We start from the raw sequence: 21,169 nt of genomic DNA on the forward strand, positions 1-21,169 counted from the left end.
CTCGCTCATCTCGTTGTGCGGGCCGTTGCGACTGCTTCGGGCAGGGAGGTACGGGGGGTGGCGACGCCGTCCACGAGGTAGTCGCCGCCGGTGGTGGCGAGGACGTCGGTCCAGGCGCCGTGAGGGTGTCCGCAGCGGCGCTCGCACCCGGAGAAGTGCACGGGCAGGAGGGTGCGGCCGGTGGGGCGGTGCGCGGGGCCGGGGGCCGCGTCCGCGCGGACGTCGGCGAGCGACTTGGCGCAGCCGGGCCGTCCGGTGCAGGCGGTGACGCCCGCCCAGGGGGAGTCGGGGCGGGTGACGAGTCCGGCCGCGTCGAGGGCGGGCAGCCGGTCGGCGCCGGCCCCGGCCACGACGACCCCGCGCCAGGGCGTGAGCCGCACCTCGTCGGCCGGGAGCAGCGCCCGCAGCTGGGCGGCGGTGAGCCGTCCGAGCGGGGCGAGCACGGAGAGGGCGGCGGGCCCGAGGACGCCGGGAGACGGGGGAGGTCCCTGGGGGAGTTCCGGCGCGGGTACGGGCTCGCCTCGCACCCCCGACTCCGCCAGGTCGACCGGGTACTCCTCCGGGAGTTCCCTGACGCGCCAGGCGCCGGTTCCGGCCTTCCGCGCCGCGGTCAGGAAGCCGCCCGCCGCCGCCAGGGCGGCGCTGGGCGCGTCGGAGCCGGCGAGCCGGACGGCTCGCCCGCCGACGTGCAGCCGCGCCTCGCCCCGGCCCAGTGCGACCAAGGTCACATCGCCGCCGAGCCCGGCGACGTCACCCCGCCCGTCGTCGAGGACGAAGAGGAACCGGCCGGAGAGCGCCGCCGCCCAGGGCGCGGAGCGCAGGTGGGCGTCCAGTTCGCGGGCCCACAACTGCACGTCGGCGGCGCCGAGTCCGTCGAGACCCGAGGCCGGGGAGGCGACGATGTTGCGGACGCGTTCGTGGGTGGGGGAGGGCAGCAGGCCCGCCTCGGCGAGGAGCGCCGCGAGCCGCGCCCCGCAGTCGTCGGCGAGGCCGCGCAGCTCGGCGTTGCCGCGGGAGGTGATGCTGAGTCGCCCGTCGCCCAGGGTCTCCGCCGCGCCGGCCAGGATCTCGACCTGACGAGGGGTCAAACAACCTCCGGGCAGGCGGAGTCGGGCGAGGCGGCCGTCGTCGGCGGAGTGCAGGCGCAGCGCCCCGGGGCACGCGTCGCCACGGTCCCGTATGCGAGGTTCGCCCGGGTCGGGCGTCGGGGGCGGGGTGGGCGGCATGGCGGCGAGCATACCGACGGGCCACCGGGCGGCCACCGGGTGTGATCCGGCCACGAGGAAGCCCTCACCGGCCGCGATCCGGCCATGAGGATCCCCCCACCGGCCGCGATCCGGCCGGGCCGCCGGGCCACCGTCGCCCGGAGCGCCTCGGTCCCGCCGCCCGGGGCGCCTCCCGCGCACCGTCCGGTCCTCGCCCGTCGTCGCGGCGTCGCGACGACGGTCCCGCCCGCGGTGTGATCCGGCCGACTCCGCCACCCGCACCGGCCCGTCGACCGCACGATCTACTATGCAGACGGCATGGGGTCCCAGGACCCCGGGGAGGAAGCCCGGTGAGAATCCGGCGCGGTCCCGCCACTGTGAGCCGGCCCGGACGTGCGCGAGCACGACCCCGGGACCGGTGAGTCAGGAACTCCCGCCGTCCATACGACCACCCGGGGCGCGGACAACCCCGAGGAAGGCCTGCGCTCGCCATGCTCCTGCTGCTGTCGCACTCCGACACCGACCTGCTCAGCGCCCGCGCGGCCGGCGGCCCGGTGGAGTACCGCTTCGCCAACCCCGCCCGTCTCCCCCTCGCCGACCTGACCGGCCTCCTGGCCGAGGCCGAGCTCGTCGTCGTCCGCCTCCTCGGCGGCCTCCGTTCCTGGGAGGACGGCCTCGACGCGGTGCGCGCCGCCGGGAAGCCGATGGTCGTCCTCAGCGGCGAACAGGCCCCCGACGCCCAGCTGATGGAGGCGTCCACCGTCCCCGTCGGTGTCGCCACCGAGGCGCACGCCTACCTGGCGCACGGCGGCCCCGCGAACCTGGAGCAGCTGGCCCGCTTCCTCTCCGACACCGTTCTGCTCACCGGTCACGGCTTCGAGTCCCCGGCGGCCGCCCCGACCTGGGGCCCGCTGGAGCGCACCGCGCGCACGTCCACCGGCCCCACCGTCGCCGTGCTCTATTACCGCGCCCACCACATGAGCGGGAACACCGGCTTCGTGGACGCGCTGTGCGGGGCGATCGAGGACGCCGGCGCCCGGCCCCTCCCGCTGTACGTGGCCTCGCTGCGGGCCCCCGAGCCGGAGCTGCTCGACCGGCTCCGCACCGCCGACGCGGTCGTCACCACCGTCCTCGCGGCGGGCGGCACCAAGCCCGCCGAGGCGCAGGCCGGCGGCGACGAGGAGGCATGGGACGCGGGCGCGCTGGCCGCGCTCGACGTGCCGATCCTCCAGGCGCTCTGCCTGACCGGTTCGCGCGCGGCCTGGGAGGAGAACGACGAGGGTCTCTCCCCGCTGGACGCGGCGAGCCAGGTCGCCGTCCCCGAGTTCGACGGCCGGCTCATCACCGTTCCGTTCTCGTTCAAGGAGATCGACGAGGACGGTTTGCCCGCGTACGTCGCCGACGCCGAACGGGCCGCCCGCGTCGCCGGGATCGCGGTCCGTCACGCCCGGCTCCGCCACATCCCGAACGCCGAGAAGAAGCTCGCCCTGGTCCTGTCCGCGTACCCGACCAAGCACTCCCGGATCGGCAACGCGGTCGGTCTGGACACCCCCGCCTCCGCCGTCGCGCTGCTGCGCCGACTGCGGGAGGAGGGATACGACTTCGGTCCGGTCGAGGACATTCCGGGCCTGGTCTCCGGCGACGGCGACGAGCTGATCTACGCCCTGATCGAGGCCGGCGGGCACGACCAGGACTGGCTGACCGAGGAGCAGCTGGCGAAGAACCCGGTCCGCATCCCGGCGGCCGACTACAAGCGCTGGTACGCGCAGCTCCCGGCCGAGCTGCGCGAGGAGGTCGAGGAGCACTGGGGTCCGGCGCCCGGCGAGATGTTCCTCGACCGGTCCCGCAATCCGGAGGGCGACATCGTCCTCGCCGCGCTGCGGCGCGGGAACCTGCTGATCCTGATCCAGCCGCCGCGCGGCTTCGGCGAGAACCCGATCGCGATCTACCACGACCCTGATCTCCCGCCGTCCCACCACTACCTGGCCGCCTACCGCTGGATCGCGGCGCGCGCCGAGGACGGCGGCTTCGGCGCGGACGCGATGGTCCACCTGGGCAAGCACGGCAACCTGGAGTGGCTGCCCGGCAAGAACGCGGGCCTGTCGGCCGCCTGCGGCCCGGACGCCGCGCTGGGCGACATCCCGCTGGTCTACCCGTTCCTGGTCAACGACCCGGGCGAGGGCACGCAGGCCAAGCGCCGTGTGCACGCCACGCTCGTCGACCACCTGGTGCCGCCGATGGCGCGCGCCGACTCGTACGGCGACATCGCGCGCCTGGAGCAGCTGCTCGACGAGTACGCGCAGATCTCCTCCATGGACCCGTCCAAGCTGCCCGCGATCCGCGCGCAGATCTGGACGCTGATCCAGGCGGCGAAGCTCGACCACGACCTGGGGATGGAGGACCGCCCGGAGGACGACGGCTTCGACGACTTCCTGCTGCATGTCGACGGCTGGCTGTGCGAGGTCAAGGACGCGCAGATCAGGGACGGTCTCCACGTGCTCGGCGGGGCGCCGGTGGGCGAGGCGCGGGTGAACCTCGTGCTGTCGATCCTGCGCGCCCGGCAGATCTGGGGCGGTACGCAGGCCCTGCCGGGTCTGCGCGAGGCCCTGGGCCTGGACGAGTCGGCCGCGACCCGGACCACCGCCGACCAGGCGGAGGCGACCGCGCGGGAGCTGGTCGAGGCGATGGAGGCGGCGGACTGGTCCGTGGACGCGGTCGCCGAGGTCGCCGACGCGTACGGGGACGACGTCCGGGCCGTGCTCCGCTTCGCCTGCGAGCAGGTCGTGCCGCGGCTGTCGGCGACGACCGACGAACTCGCGCACGCCGTACACGCGTTGAACGGCGGCTTCGTGCCGGCCGGCCCGTCCGGTTCGCCGCTGCGCGGTCTGGTGAACGTGCTGCCGACCGGCCGGAACTTCTACTCCGTCGACCCGAAGGCCGTCCCCTCCCGTCTGGCGTGGGAGACCGGCCAGGCGCTCGCCGACTCGCTCCTGGAGCGCTACCGCTCCGACAACGGCGAGTGGCCCACCTCCGTCGGTCTCTCCCTGTGGGGGACGAGCGCGATGCGCACGGCGGGCGACGACGTGGCCGAGGCGCTGGCCCTGCTCGGCATCCGCCCGACGTGGGACGACGCCTCGCGCCGGGTGAACGGTCTGGAGCCGATCCCGCTCGCCGAGCTGGGACGTCCTCGCATCGACGTGACGCTGCGCATCTCGGGCTTCTTCCGGGACGCGTTCCCGCACGTCATCGGGCTCCTCGACGACGCGGTGCGGCTGGCCGCCTCGCTCGACGAGCCGGCCGGGGACAACTTCGTCCGGGCGCACGCGCAGGCCGATCTGGCGGAGCACGGCGACGAGCGGCGGGCGACCACCCGGATCTTCGGCTCCCGGCCGGGGACGTACGGCGCGGGCATCCTGCAGCTGATCGACTCGCGCGACTGGCGCACGGACGCGGACCTCGCCGAGGTGTACACGGTCTGGGGCGGCTACGCGTACGGCCGCGGTCTCGAAGGCCGTCCGGCGCGCTCGGAGATGGAGACGGCGTACAAGCGGATCGCGGTGGCCGCGAAGAACACGGACACCCGCGAGCACGACATCGCCGACTCGGACGACTACTTCCAGTACCACGGCGGCATGGTGGCGACGGTCCGGGCGCTGACCGGCCAGTCGCCCGAGGCGTACATCGGCGACTCCACCCGCCCGGAGACGGTCCGCACGCGGACCCTCGTCGAGGAGACCTCGCGGGTCTTCCGTGCCCGGGTGGTCAACCCGAAGTGGATCGAGGCGATGCGCCGCCACGGCTACAAGGGCGCGTTCGAGCTCGCGGCGACGGTCGACTACCTCTTCGGCTACGACGCGACGACCGGTGTGGTCGCCGACTGGATGTACGACAAGCTCACGGAGACGTACGTCCTCGACCCGGAGAACCAGGCGTTCCTGAAGGAGGCCAACCCCTGGGCCCTGCACGGCATCGCGGAGCGCCTCCTGGAGGCCGAGTCGCGCGGCATGTGGGAGAAGCCGGACCCGGAGACCCTGGCCGCCCTGCGCCAGGTCTTCCTGGACACGGAGGGCGACCTGGAGGACGGCGCCGAGGGCTGACCCTCTACACGGACGTCGCGTGGGCCGGGGCCAGGTCGAGTCGCCGGCCCCGGAATCCGGCCCGGATCCGGCGGTCGTGGGTGACGATCACCAGGGTGCCCGGGTAGGTGGCGAGGGCGGCCTCCAGCTCCTCCACCAGCCCGGGCGCCAGGTGGTTGGTCGGTTCGTCGAGGAGGAGCAGGTCCGACGGGCGGCCGACCAGGCGGGCCAGTTCCAGCTTGCGCCGCTGGCCCGTCGACAACTCCCGTACCGGCGTGGACAGATCGGCCGCCCGGAAGAGCCCGAGCCGCAGCAGTTCCTCCTCCCGGCCCGGTCCGAACGCCGCGGCGAGCGTGCGGGGGTCGTCCGGCAGGCCGGTGTCCTGGCGGAGCATCCCGACCCGGCGAGGGGCGGTCACCGTCCCGCCGTCGGGGCGCAGTTCGCCGGCGAGGACCTTGAGGAGCGTGGTCTTGCCGGCGCCGTTCGGGCCGGTGACCAGGAGCCGTTCGCCGGGGGCCAGGTGCAGGGAGTCGAGCCGCAGCCGGCCCTCCACCCGGATGTCGGTCAGGGCGACCGGGCCCGCCGAGCCCTCGATGCCGGCGGTGAACCGCAGCGGTTCGGGCGGGGCGGCCACCGCGTTCTCGGTGAGCCGCTGGAGCTTCTCGCGGGCGGCCCGGATCCTGCTCATCGCGCCGTGCGCCCGTGACCGGGCACGGAAGGCGCCCGCTCCGCTGAAGGCCGCCGGGGCCTTGCGCGGGATGGCGGAGAAGCGGTCGATGTTCGCGTCGGCGAGCGCCGCGTACCGGGCGGTCTCGGCCCGCCAGTCCTCGTACTCCCGCTCCCGCCGGGCCCGTTCGGCCGCGCGGCCGGTGAGGTAGCCGGCGTAGCCGTTGCCGTATCTGCGGACCGTCCGCAGCTCGTCGTTCACCTCCAGGACCGCGGTGGTGACCCGGTCGAGGAAGGCCCGGTCGTGGGTGACGGCGACGACGGTCCCGCGATGGGTGCGAAGCCGTTCCTCCAGCCAGGCCACGGCCTCGTCGTCGAGGTCGTTGGTCGGCTCGTCGAGCAGCAGCAGTTCGGGGTCCGCGGCCAGCGTCGCGGCGAGCGCGAGCCGGGAGCGCTGCCCGCCGGAGAGCGTGCCGAGAAGGCGGTCGCGGTCGAGCGGCTCCCGCTCGCCGAGCTGCCGCAGGGTCGTCTCGACGCGGCGGTCGGCGTCCTGTCCGCCCCTGGCGTCGTAGGCGGCGACGAGGGCGGCGTATCCGTCGAGGTCCCCGGTGTCGGCGAGTTCCGTCTCGGCGGTCCGGATCGCCCGCTCCAGCTTCCGTACGTCGGCGAGCGCGAGGTCGACCGCGTCGCCGACGCGTGCGGTGCCGGGAAGGTCGAGGGTCTGGGCGAGGTGGCCGAGCCCGCCGGGGGAGTCCACGGCGACGGTGCCGTTGTCGGGCTGTTCCAGGCCGGCGAGGAGCCGGAGGAAGGTGGACTTCCCGGAGCCGTTGTCGCCGACGACGCCGACGCGTTCGCCGGGCCGGACGGTGAGGGAGACCCGGTCGAGGACGAGCCGGTCGTCGAAGCGCTTGGTGACGTCGGTGAGTTGGACACGGAACAAGGGCGGATCCTTTGACTCGGGGATGACGATACGAGACGTCTCGTCTCGTGTTCCTCGACCATAGGGGACCGGCCGTCATTCCGCAAGACGTTCCGTCTCGTCAGTTCGTGGATCGCTCGCCCAGCACCCGCACGGCCTCCACGATCAGGTCCCAGAAGCCCGGCACGTCGACCTCCATGCCCACCTCCGCGTTGGGCGGGCGGCCCGTCACCCCGTCCAGGTCCACGACCGTCGCCCCGCGCGTGTGGGTGCCCGTCAGCTCGATCGTCACCGCCGCCCGCACCAGGCTGATCAGCGAGGGGTCGATCAGATGCGCCACGGTCAGCGGATCGTGCAGCGGCGGGGCGTCGAAGCCGTAGACCTCGCGGTAGGTGGCGGCGAAGAAGGTGAGCAGCTCGATGCAGAGCCTGGCGAGCGGTGTGCCCAGCGCGGCGATGCGGGAGATGACGTCCGGGGTCGCCTGGGCCTGATGGGTGGCGTTGAGCCCGAACATCGTGATCGGCACCCCGCTGGCGAAGACGATGTCCGCCGCCTCCGGGTCGCAGAGGATGTTGAACTCGGCGGCCGGCGTGGTGTTCCCGCGCCCGGTCGATCCGCCCATCAGCACGATCCGCTCGATCCGCCGGGTCAGCTCCGGATGGGCGAGCAGCAGCGTCGCGATGTTGGTCAGCGGCCCGGTCGGGACCAGCGTCACGGGGGCCGGCTGGGTGAGCAGGACGTCCCGGACGAGGGTGAGGGCGTCCCGCGGGTCCTGCGGGACGTCGGGCTCCCCTTCGCCGAACCCGGGCCCGTCGAGCCCGGACCCGCCGTGGATGTTCTCGGCGACCAGCGGCGCGCCGTGCAGGGGGCGGGACCGGCCGGCCGCGATCGGCACCCCCCGGATCCCGGCGACCGCGCACACCCGACGGGCGTTGAGGGTGGTCTTCTCCACCGTCTGATTGCCCGCCACGGTGGTGATGGCCAGCAGATCGACCGCCGGATGCGCCGCGGCCAGCAGGATGTTGAAGGCGTCGTCGTGACCGGGATCGCAGTCGAGGATCACGGGTACCGGCATACGTCCACCGTCCCACACGACCGCCCACGCGTCACCCGCCCGCGCGGCCGCCCGGCGTCCGTCCGGGAGGGCGAGCCCGGTGTCCACCAGGGACCGGCCCCGCGTCCGTACCGTCGCCGCTACCCCAGCGTCCGTACCGGCCTGCCCTGCAGATACGCCTCGATGTCCTCGACCGCCTGCCCGAAGTAGCGGGCGTAGTTGCCCTCCGTCACGTACCCGAGGTGGGGCAGCGCGAGGACGTTCGGCAGCGTGCGCAGCGGGTCCTCGGGGGCGAGCGGTTCGGTGGCGAAGACATCGAGCCCCGCCCCCGCGATCCGGCCCTCGCGCAGCGCCCGCAGCAGCGCCTCGCCGTCGACCAGACCCGCGCGGGAGGTGTTGACCAGGTAGGCGGACGGGCGCATCGCGTCGAGTTCGGCCTCGCCGATCAGGACCTGGGTGCGGTCCGAGAGCACCATGTGCAGCGAGACGATGTCGCTGCGCTCCATCAGCTCCCGCTTGCCCGGCGCGAGGGCCACACCGCATTCCGCGGCCCGCTCCCGCGTCAGGTTCGGGCTCCAGGCGAGGACGTCCATGCCGAAGGCGAGCCCGATGCGGGCGACCCGGCCGCCGATCTTGCCGAGGCCGACCAGCCCGAGCGTCCGGCCCGCCAGGTCCATCCCCACGGTCGACTGCCAGGGCCCGCCTTCGCGCAGCGCCTGCGCCTCGGTCCGCACCTGCCGGGCCAGACCCAGGATCAGGGCCCAGGTGAGCTCGGCGGGCGGCTCGGAGCTGCTGGCCGTACCGCAGACGGTGATGCCCAGCCCGGCCGCTGCGGTCAGGTCGATCGAGGCGTTGCGCATCCCGGACGTGACGATCAGCCGCAGCCGTGGCAGCCGCTTCAGCAACTCGGCGTCCATCGGTGTCCGTTCCCGCATCACGACCACGATCTCGCAGTCCTCGATCGCGGCGACGAGCGCGTCGCGGTCGGTCAGGTGCTCGCGCAGCACGCGGACGTCGACGCGGTCGGCGAGCGGACTCCAGTCGGCGAAGGAGAGGGCGACGCCCTGGTAGTCGTCGAGTACGGCACAGCGCTGCTTCATGACCATGCCCCCATGATCGCGCGGACCGTCGATCGTACGACAGGGGTCCGTGGTCCACCCGCCGGCGCTGCGGCGCCCGGGTGACGGGGCGCGATCGGCCCAGCCCCGGGCGACAAACCTCCCGCCCGCTCGGAGAATTGGCCTGATTCCTCGCGATATCGGCGAATGCTCGGGAAAGCGGAGTGATGAACACACCGGACTCCGACCGCGAACTGGAGGCGCTGCGGGCGCGGGTCGCCGCCCTGGAGGCGGAGACCGGGCGACCGCCCGTGCGCCGCCACCGGCTGCGCTCCTTCTTCGCCGCGTTGTTGATCGTCATCGGCTGCGTCCTCGCCCCGCTGGGGATCGTCGCCGCCTGGACGGCCGACATCGTCGGCGACACCGACCGTTACGTCGCCACGGTCGAGCCGCTCGCCTCCGATCCGGACGTGCAGGCCGCCGTGGCGAACCGGGTCACCGGCGCGGTCATGGAACACATCGACCTGCAGGCCCTCCTGGAGGGCGTCGCCCCGGAGCAACGCCCCCTCCTGGCAAAGGCACTGGGCCGTCTGGGTGACTCCCTGGAGAGCGCGGTCCAGAGCTTCGTCCACGAGAAGGCGCAGGAGGTCGTCTCCTCGGACGCCTTCGAGACGGTCTGGACCGACGCCAACCGGGCGATCCACACCTCCCTCGTCCGCGCCCTCACCGGCAGCGGCGAAGGGGCGGTGGAGATCAAGAACGACACGGTGACGCTCGACCTCGCGCCCGTCATCGAACGGGTCAAGCAGCGCCTGATCGAGTCCGGCCTCACGGTCGCCGAGAAGATCCCCGAGGTGCACACCGACTTCACCATCCTCAAGGCCGACGACATCGGGAAGGTGAAGACCGCCTTCCGGCTGCTCGAACTCATGGGGTTCTGGCTGCCGGTCATCGCCGTCCTGCTCGCCGCGGCCGGAGTGCTGCTCTCCGTCCGCCGGCGCCGCTCCCTGGTCGCCGCGGCCCTCGGCTTCGTCGTCGCGGCCCTCGTGCTCGCCGTCGGTCTGACCGTCTTCCGCACGGTCTATCTCAACGCCCTGCCCGACACCGTCTCGCAGGCGGCCGCCGAGTCCGTCTACGACGCCCTGACCCGGCTCCTGCGGACGACGATCCGCATGGTCGTGGTCCTCGGAGTGGTGCTGGCGCTCGCGGCCTGGCTCTCCGGTCCCGGCCGATGGGCCACGGTGGTGCGTCAGCTGTGGCACTCGGGCATCAGGGCCATGCGGCAGACGGCCGACCGCGTCGGCATGCGGACCGGCCCCGTCGGACCGTTCGTCAGCCGGCACCGGACGTGGATCACCTGGATCCTGGTGGCCGTCGCGGTCGTGGTGTACATCCTCTGGAGCCATCCGACGGGCTGGGTGGTCCTCGGCCTGGCCCTGGCGCTGCTGTTCGCCCTGGCGGTGATGGAGTTCCTCGCGGACGAGGGCGAGGGGGAGGGGATGGAGGGGAAGAAGGAGCCCGAGCGCGAGCCCGTGTGAGGGTCAGTCCCCCACCCGGACCAGTGCCAGCGAGATGTTGTCGGGTCCGCCGGCCTCGATGGCGGCCTTCCACAGCTCGAAGGCCGCCTTGCCGTCGTCGTGCACCCGCAGCAGGCCCTCGATCTCCTCGTCCGGCACCGGATCGGTGAGACCGTCGCTGCACACCAGATAGCGGTCGCCCAGCGAGAGCGGGAAGCTCGCGACATGGGGCGTGACGGCGTTGTACGTGTGGCTGCCGCCGAGGGTCTGGAGGACGGCCGACGTGGTGCGCTGCCCGGGCAGCGGCGGCGGGCTGTCGTCCACGCTGACCTGGCGCAGCCCGGACCGCGCCGCCCTGTACACCTTGCTGTCCCCGACGTTGAAGGAGAGCAGGGACCCCTCCAGCACGAGCGTGCCCGCCACCGTGGTGCCCATGGTGGCCAGTTCGGGGCGGCCGTCGGCTGCCGCGTACACGGCCCGGTTGCACAGCTCCAGTGCCTCGCCCATCGCCTCCGTGCCGACCAGGGCCGGTCCGAGGGCGGCGAGCCGGCGCACGACGAGACCGCTGGCCACCTCGCCGGCCGGTTGCCCGCCAAGCCCGTCGGCGACGGCGACGAGAAGGGGCCGGTCGAGGGGGAAGAGCATCGTCTGGGGGCTGTCGGTCACCGTCCCGCAGAGCGTCCACGGGCCGACGACGAGGCTGTCCTCGTTGTGGTCGCGCAGCAGCCCCGCATGGCTCAGGGCGGTCACGGCTATGTACGGCGTCACGGCGTCCGCCTCCTCGCGCCTCCGCGCGCGCTCCCCGGCTCTTCCTCGTGTCCTCCCCGCGCCCTCCTCGTCCCCATTGTCCCGCGCTGACATGCGGGGCGCGGCCCGCCGTCGCACGCTGGTGCTGAGCTGCCTGGCCGCCGAGGAAAGGACGTCCGTCGATGTACGCGAGGCTGAGCACGTACCAGGGGTCACCCGTCCCGTCGGAAGGCGACCTGGCCGCCAAGTCGGAGGTGATCGTCAAGCTGGTGGAGACCCTGCCGGGCTTCAAGGGCGCGTACTACCTCGTCGACCGCGCCACGGGGAAGGCGACCTCGCTGACCCTGTGGGAGGACGAGGAGGCCATGGTGGCCAGTGAGGACCGGGCGGCCGAGGTGCGGGACGAGTCGTCCCAGCGGGAGGGGCAGCGGGTGGTGTCGGTGGAGCACTTCGAGGTGGCGTTCAGCCGGCTGGCGCCGTAGGGCTCCCGGGAACGGGACGGCCCTGGCAGGGAATCCCAGATCTGAGATAGGTTCTCGGATATGGGATCAGTGGCATCGGGTGACGAGTCCGGACCGGCCCCGCTCGACACCCGTCTTGCGGGCCGTCTCGCCGAGCTGCGCACGGAGCGCGGCTGGTCGCTCGACGACCTGGCCGGCCGTACGGGAGCGAGCCGGTCGACCCTGTCGCGCCTGGAGCGGGTCGAGCTGAGCCCGACGGCGGTCCTGCTGGGCAGGCTGTGCGCGGCATACGGGCTGACGATGTCCCAGCTCCTCGCCGAGGTGGAGTCCGAGCCGCCGCCGGTGGTCCGCGCCGAGCGCCAGGAGGTGTGGCGGGACGAGTCCGTGGGGTTCACCCGCCGCTCGGTCTCGCCGCCGCATCCCGGACTGCGCGGCGAGCTCGTCGAAGGGGTGCTGAGACCCGGGGCGGACATCGCGTACGACGGGCCTCCGGTCGCCGGCCTCGAACAGCACATCTGGGTCCTCGAAGGCGCCCTGGAGGTCACCGAGGGCGGCCGCGCGCACGAGCTGGCGGCGGGGGACTGCCTGCGGTTCCGGCTCTGGGGACGCTCGCGCTTCCGCTGCCGGGGCGCGGAACCGGTGCGGTACGCGCTGCTGATCGTCCTGCCCTGAGCGCGCCGCCCCGACGACCCGGCCGAAGCGAGGAACCGAACGCCATGCCCACCATCACCCTGCTCTCCCCCGAGACGTTCGCCGGTGCCGTCGACGGCCTGGCCGACGTCCTGGCCGACGGCGTCGCGAGCGGCGCGTCGCTGGGCTTCCTGCAGCCCTTCGGCCACGAGGCCGCGGCCGCCTGGTGGCACACCCGGCGGCCCGCGCTCGACGACGGCACCCTGAGGGTCTGGGCCGCCCGCACCCCCGAGGGCGTCGTCGGCACGGTGAGCCTCGCCCTCGAACCCAGGGCCAACGGCCGCCACCGCGCCGAGATCGTCAAGCTGATGGTCCACCGGAAGGCCCGGGGCCGGGGCCTGGCCCGCCGTCTGCTGTCCACGGCCGAACGGGCCGCCCGGGAGGCGGGCGTCACCCTGCTGCTCCTCGACACCGAGAGCGACAGCGCCGCCGAACTCCTCTACGCCACGACCGGCTGGACCCGCTTCGGCACGGTCCCCGCCTACGCCACCGACCCCACGGGCGCCCTGCGGGACTGCAGCTTCTTCTACAAGGCGCTCACGCCCGCCTGAGCGGCCTCACGGGCTGAGCGACCCGCGTCGTGGCCGCCCCCCGGGCCGTTCGGTCTCAGGGGCTGAGCGAGCCGCGTCGTGCGCCGTCCAGGACCGCGTCGGTCAGGACCGCCCCCTCGGTCCTGGCCGCGATCAGCACGGCCTCCGACAGGTCCGCCCGCGAGAGGTCGGCGTCGGTGAGCTCGGCGCCGACGAACTTCGCGCGGCGCAGCGAGGCGCCGCGCAGGCTGGCGCCGATCAGCCGCGCGCGGGAGAACGTCGCGTCGTCGGCCCGGGCGCCGCCGAGGTCGGCGCCGGTGAGGTCGCACAGGCCGCCGTTCACCCGTGTCAGCGTCGCGTCCACGAGCGTGGCCCCGCCGAGGTCGGCGCCGGTCAGGAACGCGTCGGTGAGGTCGCAGCCGGTGAGGTCGCAGCCCCGCAGGTCGGCGTAGCTCAGATGGACGCCCGTCAGGTCCACGCCCGCGAGGTCGGCCCCCGCGAGCGGGATGCCCGCGAGGTCGTTGTCGTTGCCCCACGGCTGGGTCCACGCGCGCACCAGGGAGCGCCAGTCGCCGCCGCCGGTCAGGGCGTCGCGCAGTTCGGCGAGGACGGAGGTGTTCTCCGGCCGCCCCCACCGGTCCCGGACGTCTGCCTCGTGGCCGGTGTCGTCGGTCATCCGCCTACCCTCCGTTCCTGTTCTGGATCTGGTGCAGGAAGCCTTTCACACGGTCGAGGTGGTAGACGGTCTCGTCGTGCTTCTTCAGGAGGACTTCGAGGCCGCGTTCCGTCATGCCTTCGGGCAGCCGTTCCATCTCCCTCCACAGCGCCTTGCGCACGTTCTCCAGCCCCTGCTGTGCCTGCGTCAGGTCCGCGACGTGGTCGTACGGTGTTCCGTCCGGCTTACGGGCCACCACCTCGCCCCCGGCCTCCCGTCGCGCCGCCGAGTAGTGGTTGTGGTTGGGCTCGGAGTTGATGCGGCCGATCGGGTCGGCCTTGATGTTCTCCAGCTTCTGGATGGCGTTCATCGCCTCGTCGCTGAGGCCGAGGCCCCGGTACGGCGAGAGACCCAGCGGGTCGGACCAGGTGAACGGGTTGTGGACGTAGGCGGCCGGGTTCGGCGCCGGGGTGAGGCCCAGCGGGTCGGGCGTCAGATAGCGGGCCGTCTCGGGGTCGTACTGCCGGAAGTAGTTGTGGTGGAGCCCGGTCTCCGGGTCGTAGTACTGCCCCGGGAAACGCAGTGGGGTGTACGCGGTCGCGGAGCTGTTCCACGCGGTGGTGCCCCAGAGCGTGGCACGGGCGTACCAGGCCGCTTCCCCCGCCTCGTCGACGAGTTCGGTGGGCGTACCCACGATGTCGGTGGCGATCGCGAAGAAGCGTTCGTCGAAGACCTCCTGGGAGGCGTCCGTGCCGAGCACGCGCTCCGTCTGGGCCAGCGGCCGGTTCTGCCGGTGGTCCCAGGTCAGGGTCACCGGGCGGGGCATCCCGTCGGCGGTGGTGGTCTGTTCGCACAGGGTCGAGCCGTCCCAGGTGAAGCGGACCTCCTCGACGACCGTCTCCCCGTCGTCGCCCAGGCGCTGCTTCGCCGTGCGCCGGCCCAGTGGGTCGTACCGGTAGCGCCAGCGGGTGCCGTCGGGGGTGGTGACCGCGGTGAGCCGGTCCTCCGCGTCCCAGCCGTACCGCCAGGTGTCGGGCTTCCGGGACAGCCGGGTCCTGCGGCGCACGGTGATCCGGCCGCCGGCGTCGTGCTCGTACCGCACCGCGCCCGCGCGGGTCACCACGGTCCCCGTGTAGCCGCGGGGGCCCGTCGCCTCGTGGCCGGGATGGCTGTCGGGCCAGGACGCGGAGGTCTGGTTGCCGGCCGCGTCGTAGGCGTACCGCTCCGTCCAGCCGGCGGCCGTCACCGTCGTCACCCGGCCCGTGGCGTCCAGGTCGTAGCGGAACGAACCGCGCAGGGCGTCGTCGAGCGCGGTGAGGTGCCCGTCGGCGCGGTAGGTGTAGGCGCGCCGGTTGACCGTGCGGTCGCCGGCGGTGAGGTGCTGGCCGGTCAGCCGGCCGGCCGCGTCCCAGGACGAGGCCAGGGCCAGCGAGTCGCCGAAGGCGCGCCGCAGCTCGCGCCCCGCCGCGTCGTGGGCGAAGTCGATCCGGCGCGTCCCGCTGGTCAGCCGGGTGAGGAGGCCGGCCGCGTCGTAGCCGTAGGAGGTGAGGTGTCCGGTGGGGGTCACGCGGCGCGTCCGGCGCCCCGCGTCGTCGTAGGCGTAGGTGAGGGGGCGGCCGTCGACGAGTTCGGCCTTGAGCTCGCCGCGACGGCCGTACGTCCGGAGCAGCTCGGCGTCGGGGCCCGTGGCCCGGACCATCCGTCCGGCCGCGTCATAGGCGTAGGTGGTGACGGCGCCCGCCGCGTCCTTGCGGACGACCCGGTCGAGCGCGTCCCGTTCGTAGGTGACGGTCTCGCCCGTGGGGGTGGTGCGGGCGGCGACCTGTCCCGCCGGATCGATCGTGTAGTCGACGGTACGTCCGTCGAAGTCGGTCTCGGACACCATGCGGCCGGCCCGGTCGTAGTCGTACGTCCAGGTCAGGCCCTGCGGGTCGGTGACCCGGGTGAGGCGCAGCGCGGCGTCGTGCTCGAAGGTGTGGCGGGCCCCGTCCGGGCCGGTGCGGGCGGCGAGCAGGTCGAAGTGGGTGTACTCGAAGCGGGTCGTGAGGCCCGTCGGGTCGGTGCGGGAGAGGCAGTTGCCCTCGCCGTCGTACGTCCACGACTCGGTGGAGCCGTCCGGGAGGGTGCGCCGGGCCAGGTCGCCGTCGGCGTTCCATTCGAGGATGGTGGACGCGCCGAGGGCGTCGGTGATGCGGGTGAGCCGGCCGAAGGCGTCCCGCTCGCACCGGGTGGTGCCGCCGAGCGGATCGGTCACCTCCAGCGGCAGCCCGGCCGGGTCGCAGCGGAAGGTGGTGACGGCGCCGAACACGTCCGTGGCGGAGCGGAGATGGCCGCGGTCGTCGTAGGCGTACCGGGTGGTGTGGCCGCCCGGGTCCGTGACCGCGGTGAGGTTGCCCAGCTCGTCGAACTCCTGGAGCGTGCGCCCGCCGTCCGAGTCGGTGAACTCCACCGGCAGGCCGCGGGCGTCGCGGACGGTGCCGATGCGGCTGCCGTCGGCGCGGAGCACCGAGAGGAGCCGGCCCTCGTCGTCGTACGAGAAGGCGGTGACACGGCCCAGGGGGTCGGTGCGGGTCAGGAGGTTGCCGCGCGCGTCGTGGGTGAAGCGGGTGAGGTGGCCGAGCGGGTCGGTGGTGGCGACGACCCGGCAGGCGTCGTCGATCAGATGGCGGACGACCCGGCCGTCGGCGGTGGTCAGCGTGGTGACGCGGTGGCCCGTGGCCGGGTCGGGCGAGCCGTACGCCAGGGTGAGCTGGACGTGTCCGGCCTGCCCGCCCTCGCCGATCACCCGGTCGTGCTCGTCGTAGGCGTAGTCGTAGCGGCTGTCGTTGGAGTCGATCCAGGCGATCACCCTCCGCCGCTCGTCGTACTCGAAGGCGAGGGTGGCGCCGGAGGGCCTGGTGACCCCGGTGAGGTCGCCGTCCGTGTAGGCGTAGCGGACGACGTCCCGCAGGGCGCCGTCGGGGAGTTCCAGGGCCAGGCCGGTCACCCGGCCGCCCTCCGTGGCGACGGCCAGGCGGCGGCCCGCGGAGTCGGCGAGGGCGAGCGGGGTGCCGTCCGTACCCCGGTCGACGCTGACGGTGTGGCCGCTCCGGTCGGCGGTGTGGACGAGCCAGGCGTCGCCGTCGTCACCGGGCGCGACGCCGGGCGGCGCGGTGAAGTGGCGGGTCAGACCCGACTCGGGGTCGGTGAGGGCGTAGTCGCCGCTCGCGTCGCGGGTGAGGAGGCGGCGCACGGTGCCGGACTCGGGGAGGGTGGGGACCCCGGGCACCGGATGCGGGTACGTGAGGAGGAGCCCGTCGTCGGTGACGTGGACGACCCCGCGCGCGTCGATCTCCAGGTGCTCGTCCACGGTGGAGGACCAGGACGGGCCGAAGAAGCGGCCCGCGGTGTAGCCGGACTCGACGCGCCGGGTGAACGCCAGCGGGAGCGTGCCGGGCAGGACCACGTCCGTCTGGGGCAGGAACATCCGGCCCGAGGCCAGGTCCACCGGGTCGGTCTCGTCGACCAGACGCTGGCCGTCGGGCCGGTTGTGGGTGCCGTTGGGGCCGTTGTCGAGCAGCCTGCGGGCCTTGTTCGCGTCACTGGCCATGTCCGCCGCGTCCGCAGCGACCCGCACGCCCTTGACCGCGCCGCCGGCACCGGCGGTCGCCGCGGTCAGCAGCGCGTCGGGGACGAGCCGGCCGAAGCCCTCGGCGGGGTCCTTCATGAAGCCGTCGATCATCGCCTTGCCGGTGCCCCAGGGGTCGTTGGCGGCGAGGACGAGCCCGGAGGCCAGGCTGTTCAGATTGGTGACGTACTCGGCGGGGTGGGTGATGTTGTACGGGTCGGTGGGGTTGATGCCCCGGACGAAGGTGACCAGGCCGGCGGTGCCCTTGATGACGCCCGCGCCGAAATGGTCCTTCATCACCTGCAGTTCCTGGAGGCCGTCCATGGCCTGCTCGGCGTAGCTCGGCTTGGCCGGGGCCTCGTCCCGGGCCGCCCGTACCGCCGTACGCGCCGTCTCCGCCGCCGAGTTCCGCTGCTTGCGGGCCTCGGCGAGGATCTCCTGCGCCTCCTCCATCTGTGCCTTGCCGGGATCGCTGAACGCGCCCGGTTTCGGCGGCAGGGAGGACGGGTTCCGCTTGTCGGCGGGCTGGGCGTTGTAGCCGTCGACGGCCTTGTTGTAGTCGTCGACCTGCTTGTTGTGGGCGTTCGCGGCGTTCTCGGACGCCTTGGTCCCGGCCTTCCACTTGTCGATGGCCATCTGCGCCTGCATCTGCGCCCACTCCACCGTCAGCGCGAAGCTCGCGACGGCGTCGGCGGCCTTCCCGAAGGCGTCCGCGCCCTTGAACCACTTCGGCGGTTCGATCGCCACGGTCTCGCGGAAGGCGTCTGCCGCCTCGCCCTTGACGGCGGACGAGTCGAGCCCCTTGAGCCCCGTGCCCACCTTGGAGAACGACGACTGGAGATCGCGCAGGTGGGAGGCTGTGGAGCGCAGCTTGGACGGGCTGCCGTAGATCAGCTTGGTCTTGTCCTCCGTCTGCCCGAGGTCCATCTCGTCGACCTCGGCGCCCATCCGGTTGGCCAGTGAACGCGACTGCTCGCGCACCCAGTCCGCGCCGGACTCCCAGCCGACGTCCTCCAGCCGGTCCGCGGTCCAGTTGCCGGCGTCCTCGACCCGGTTGCCGGCCCACTCCACGCCGTCCTCGACCGCGTCCTCGATGACGTCGGGCGTGATGTCGCTGACGAAGTCCCCGATGCCCACGGTCAGTTCCCCCCACCGTTGCGTTGCTGGGCGGCCCGCTCCTCGGGAGACGGGCCGAAGGTGTCGTCCACCGCGCGGTCGAACGCGCCCTGGTCCACGCCGAGGATCTCGTTGAGGATCCGCGACTGGCGCCCGCCGTTCCCCTCGGTGACGAGCGCCCGCCCGGTGTCCTTCCAGGTCTGCCCCATCTCGTCACCGGCGCGCTCGAAGGACTCGGCACTCCAGTCGGGGTTCAGATAGTCGGGGGTGAACACGTCGCCCCAGTCCTGCTTGACGATGTCCGCCTCGGAGGCGTGCGGATTGCCGACGGCGGCGTTCACCGCGATCTTGAACGTGCCCTGGAGGTACTGGTCCTCCTCCCAGACGAGCCCGGCGGCGAGGCCCAGCGTCGCCGCGATGGTGTTGGCGTCCTGGATCAACGCCCGTACGCCCCACTCCCAGCGCTCGCAGTAGTCCTCGAAGTCCACGGACAGCCCGTGGTGCCCGGCCTCCATGCCGGTCATCGCGAGCTCCGAGAACCCCTTCCCGAGGACGGCGCCCGTGCCCGTGCCCATGTCGCGCAGCTCCGCGGTGGCCGCCCGGAGGCCCTCGGTGATCTTCTTGATGCTCTCCGCGTCGAACCGCAGGTCCTCCGGTCCGCCGCCCATCAGACGCTCCCGTCCTCGGCCGGGACGTCGACGGCGACGGCGTCGGGGACGATGCCGCGGGCCGGTGGGAAGAGCATCGCGCCGTCGGGATCGGCGATGTCGACGGCGACTCCGGCGGGGACCCCCATGGCGGGGATGAGCTCGTCGAGGAGCCGGGCGCCGCGCAGCTCGGCGAACTCCCAGGCGGCACCGGCCTCCGACGGCTCCTGTGCTGCGGCTGCTCCCGGCTCCGGTGCTTCGGTTCGTCGTGGCGCCCGTCGTTCGGGTGCCTGGGCGTCCCGGGCCCGGGCGAACCGGGCGAGCGCGGCCTCGTCGGTGAAGGCGCAGATCCAGCGCACGCCGCCGAGTTCCGCCGTCCACAGGCCGCGGGAGTCCACCGGGACCAGGAGCAGGGCGCGCCGCAACTCCCCCACCATGTCCCGGGGATCGCCCCGCCCGGCTCGCCGATCGGCGATCCGCTCCGCAAGTGCCGCACCGTCGCTCATCGGTTCTCCTCCCGGGCGTCGCCATTGGGCCTCCCCGCCTTGAGGGGAGAACACGCCTGCGCCGGGAGTTCGGTTCCACGACGCCGCTTCCGCGGCGCCGCTCCGGAGCCTGACCGCCGGGTCCGAGCGAGCGGGGCGTGCCCCGGGGGCAGGTGCGGCGAGCTGGGCATGCGCGGGGCCGCCGGGGTGTGCCGGGTGCGCCGGGAGGCGTCCGGGTGCGCCGGGGTGCGCCGGGGTGCGCCGAAAAAACGCGTTGACACCCCCGGAAGGCGCCCTGGTAGCTTTCACGCGTCGTTCTGTTTCGTTCTGGGCCTGTGTGCCCTGGAAAAGGGTGTTTGATGACCCGGCCCGCGCCGAGTGCGCCTCGCCGTACCGCGTAACCGTCCGCAGCCTTCCACCGCCCGCCCGCCCGGGCCGCTGCCGGACGCGTTCTCCGGTGCTCTGATCCGCCCGTCCGTCGTTCCACGACGGTTTCGGGCCTCCGACGAGGCCGCTCGGCCTGCTCTTGCTGTCATGACGACTTCCCAGCAAGGAGCATCCGGGTGTCCGACCACACCACCAAGACCACCCACACCCTCGGCCTGACCACCTTCACCTGTGCCTGGTGCGGGCTGACCGTGTCCGCGGACGCCGCCGACGGCGCGCCGCGCGACCACTGCCCGTCCTGCCTGCACTCGCGGCACGTCCTCGACCACGTCGAGGGCGGTCCGAGCGACTGCGAGGGCCTGATGTCCCCGATCGCCGTCGCGGTGCCGCGCAACGGCGACTGGAGGGTGATCCACCGCTGCTCGCGCTGCGACGAGCTCACCTCGAACCCGGTCGCCGCCGACGACAACCAGCTCGTCCTGATGCGCATGGCGGTCCGCCCGCTGGCCCAACCGCCCTTCCCGCTCGAAGCGTTCGGAACCCTCTGATCGCCCGTCGAGGAAGGAGCACCGCCATGTCACGCACCAACAGCGGCCGAGGGCGACGCCGTCCGCAGCGGCGCAAGGACGTCCTGCACACGCGGGGAGGTCACCGGGCCAACGCCTTCCGGTGCACCTCCTGCCGGCTCGACGTGCCCCTGGACGCCCCCGGCACCGCCCACCGCAACCACTGCCCCACCTGCCTGGCCAGCCTCCACGTCGACCGGAGGGTCCCCGGCGACCGCGCCGCGGACTGCCACGGCCGGATGGAGGCCCTGGGCCTGTCCGTCCGTCCGGACGGCGAGTGGCTGATCATCCACGAGTGCGTCTCCTGCGGCGAGCTCAGCGCCAACCGCATAGCCGGGGACGACAACCCGCTCGCCCTGGTCCGCCTCGCCCTCAGACCCCTCGCCGCCCCGAAGGCCGCCGCCCGGGCCCTGCTCACCCTGTGACCCGACCGCGGCGGCACCGAGCGGCCCCATGACGGCCACGATCCGCACCCCCGCACCGGAGCAACCGAGAACGGCGCAGCCCCAGGTCGCCGACCTGGGGCTTCCCGACGATCGTTCCGGAAGGGGGCGAGGTGCGAACGTACGTCGTCACACGCCGCGTCGGCGAGCCGCGCCCCGCGGGCCCCGGGGCGCGCGGCCGTGGGGGCCGGGGGGGGGGGGGGGGGGGGGGGGGGGGGGGGGGGGGTGGGGGGGGGGGGGGGGGGCCCGGGGGGGGGGGGGGGGGGGGGGGCCCCCGCGGGGGCGGGGGGGGGAGAGCTGTGCGGGAAGAGGAGCTGTGCGGGTCACCGCCGGGGAGGGC

General features: G+C 73.6%; 16 protein-coding genes and 1 riboswitch. Of the genes, 7 read left to right on the forward strand and 9 right to left on the reverse strand.

What is annotated here, in order from left to right; genetic code table 11:
• Positions 1-5: 5 nt before the first annotated feature.
• On the reverse strand, positions 6-1,238 hold the full coding sequence (locus AB0D99_RS13155) for a cobalamin biosynthesis protein CobG (protein ID WP_362359795.1): 1,233 nt from the start codon (positions 1,236-1,238) through the stop codon (positions 6-8).
• 264 nt (positions 1,239-1,502) lie between these two features.
• Positions 1,503-1,661: riboswitch (cobalamin riboswitch) on the forward strand.
• A 35-nt stretch (positions 1,662-1,696) separates the two neighbouring features.
• On the opposite strand from AB0D99_RS13155, the gene cobN reads away from it, so the two are divergent.
• Positions 1,697-5,302, forward strand: a complete 3,606-nt coding sequence (cobN, locus tag AB0D99_RS13160) for a cobaltochelatase subunit CobN (RefSeq protein WP_362359746.1) — start codon at positions 1,697-1,699, stop codon at positions 5,300-5,302.
• Positions 5,303-5,306: 4 nt separating this feature from the next.
• On the opposite strand, the gene abc-f is transcribed toward cobN, so the two are convergent.
• The 3 genes from abc-f to AB0D99_RS13175 form a co-directional block, all read right to left on the reverse strand.
• Positions 5,307-6,887, reverse strand: a complete 1,581-nt coding sequence (gene abc-f / locus AB0D99_RS13165) for a ribosomal protection-like ABC-F family protein (protein WP_362359748.1) — start codon at positions 6,885-6,887, stop codon at positions 5,307-5,309.
• 100 nt (positions 6,888-6,987) lie between these two features.
• Complete coding sequence (locus tag AB0D99_RS13170; protein WP_362359751.1) at positions 6,988-7,941, reverse strand: nucleoside hydrolase; 954 nt, start codon at positions 7,939-7,941, stop codon at positions 6,988-6,990.
• 119 nt (positions 7,942-8,060) lie between these two features.
• Entirely contained in the window at positions 8,061-9,020 is a 960-nt protein-coding gene (locus AB0D99_RS13175; RefSeq protein ID WP_362359797.1) for a D-2-hydroxyacid dehydrogenase family protein, read from the reverse strand.
• A 185-nt stretch (positions 9,021-9,205) separates the two neighbouring features.
• On the opposite strand from AB0D99_RS13175, the gene AB0D99_RS13180 reads away from it, so the two are divergent.
• Complete coding sequence (locus AB0D99_RS13180; protein ID WP_362359753.1) at positions 9,206-10,516, forward strand: hypothetical protein; 1,311 nt, start codon at positions 9,206-9,208, stop codon at positions 10,514-10,516.
• Between the two features lie 3 nt (positions 10,517-10,519).
• On the opposite strand, the gene AB0D99_RS13185 is transcribed toward AB0D99_RS13180, so the two are convergent.
• A complete protein-coding gene (locus AB0D99_RS13185) occupies positions 10,520-11,263 on the reverse strand; it encodes a PP2C family serine/threonine-protein phosphatase (RefSeq protein WP_362359755.1) in 744 nt (247 codons plus the stop codon).
• A gap of 161 nt (positions 11,264-11,424) precedes the next feature.
• Here AB0D99_RS13185 and AB0D99_RS13190 point away from each other — a divergent pair, with 161 nt between their 5' ends.
• The 3 genes from AB0D99_RS13190 to AB0D99_RS13200 are packed head-to-tail and all read left to right on the forward strand — an operon-like array spanning position 11,425 to position 12,944.
• A complete protein-coding gene (locus AB0D99_RS13190) occupies positions 11,425-11,724 on the forward strand; it encodes a hypothetical protein (RefSeq protein WP_362359757.1) in 300 nt (99 codons plus the stop codon).
• A gap of 60 nt (positions 11,725-11,784) precedes the next feature.
• Positions 11,785-12,375, forward strand: a complete 591-nt coding sequence (locus AB0D99_RS13195) for a helix-turn-helix domain-containing protein (RefSeq protein ID WP_362359759.1) — start codon at positions 11,785-11,787, stop codon at positions 12,373-12,375.
• A gap of 44 nt (positions 12,376-12,419) precedes the next feature.
• Complete coding sequence (locus tag AB0D99_RS13200) at positions 12,420-12,944, forward strand: GNAT family N-acetyltransferase (protein WP_362359761.1); 525 nt, start codon at positions 12,420-12,422, stop codon at positions 12,942-12,944.
• 55 nt (positions 12,945-12,999) lie between these two features.
• Here the strand turns inward: AB0D99_RS13200 and AB0D99_RS13205 are convergent, their stop codons facing one another.
• Genes AB0D99_RS13205 through AB0D99_RS13220 form a run of 4 tightly spaced genes read right to left on the reverse strand, consistent with a single transcriptional unit; the run spans position 13,000 to position 19,454 of the window.
• The gene (locus AB0D99_RS13205) at positions 13,000-13,599 is read right to left on the reverse strand and encodes a pentapeptide repeat-containing protein (RefSeq protein ID WP_362359763.1); all 600 of its coding nucleotides are present in this window, start codon (positions 13,597-13,599) and stop codon (positions 13,000-13,002) included.
• A 4-nt stretch (positions 13,600-13,603) separates the two neighbouring features.
• Positions 13,604-18,322, reverse strand: a complete 4,719-nt coding sequence (locus tag AB0D99_RS13210) for a putative T7SS-secreted protein (RefSeq protein WP_362359765.1) — start codon at positions 18,320-18,322, stop codon at positions 13,604-13,606.
• Between the two features lie 2 nt (positions 18,323-18,324).
• The gene (locus AB0D99_RS13215; RefSeq protein ID WP_362359767.1) at positions 18,325-18,969 is read right to left on the reverse strand and encodes a hypothetical protein; all 645 of its coding nucleotides are present in this window, start codon (positions 18,967-18,969) and stop codon (positions 18,325-18,327) included.
• Positions 18,969-19,454 (reverse strand): hypothetical protein, encoded by a 486-nt coding sequence (locus tag AB0D99_RS13220; RefSeq protein WP_362359769.1) that lies wholly within the window; start codon positions 19,452-19,454, stop codon positions 18,969-18,971. The genes AB0D99_RS13215 and AB0D99_RS13220 overlap by 1 nt, the downstream gene beginning before the upstream one ends.
• A gap of 542 nt (positions 19,455-19,996) precedes the next feature.
• Between AB0D99_RS13220 and AB0D99_RS13225 the strand changes: the two genes are divergently transcribed.
• Positions 19,997-20,368 (forward strand): RNHCP domain-containing protein, encoded by a 372-nt coding sequence (locus AB0D99_RS13225; RefSeq protein ID WP_362359771.1) that lies wholly within the window; start codon positions 19,997-19,999, stop codon positions 20,366-20,368.
• Between the two features lie 26 nt (positions 20,369-20,394).
• A complete protein-coding gene (locus AB0D99_RS13230; RefSeq protein ID WP_362359773.1) occupies positions 20,395-20,811 on the forward strand; it encodes an RNHCP domain-containing protein in 417 nt (138 codons plus the stop codon).
• Positions 20,812-21,169: the final 358 nt, after the last annotated feature.

The sequence above is a fragment of the Streptomyces sp. NPDC047971 genome (genome assembly GCF_040653355.1).
GTDB lineage: Bacteria > Actinomycetota > Actinomycetes > Streptomycetales > Streptomycetaceae > Streptomyces.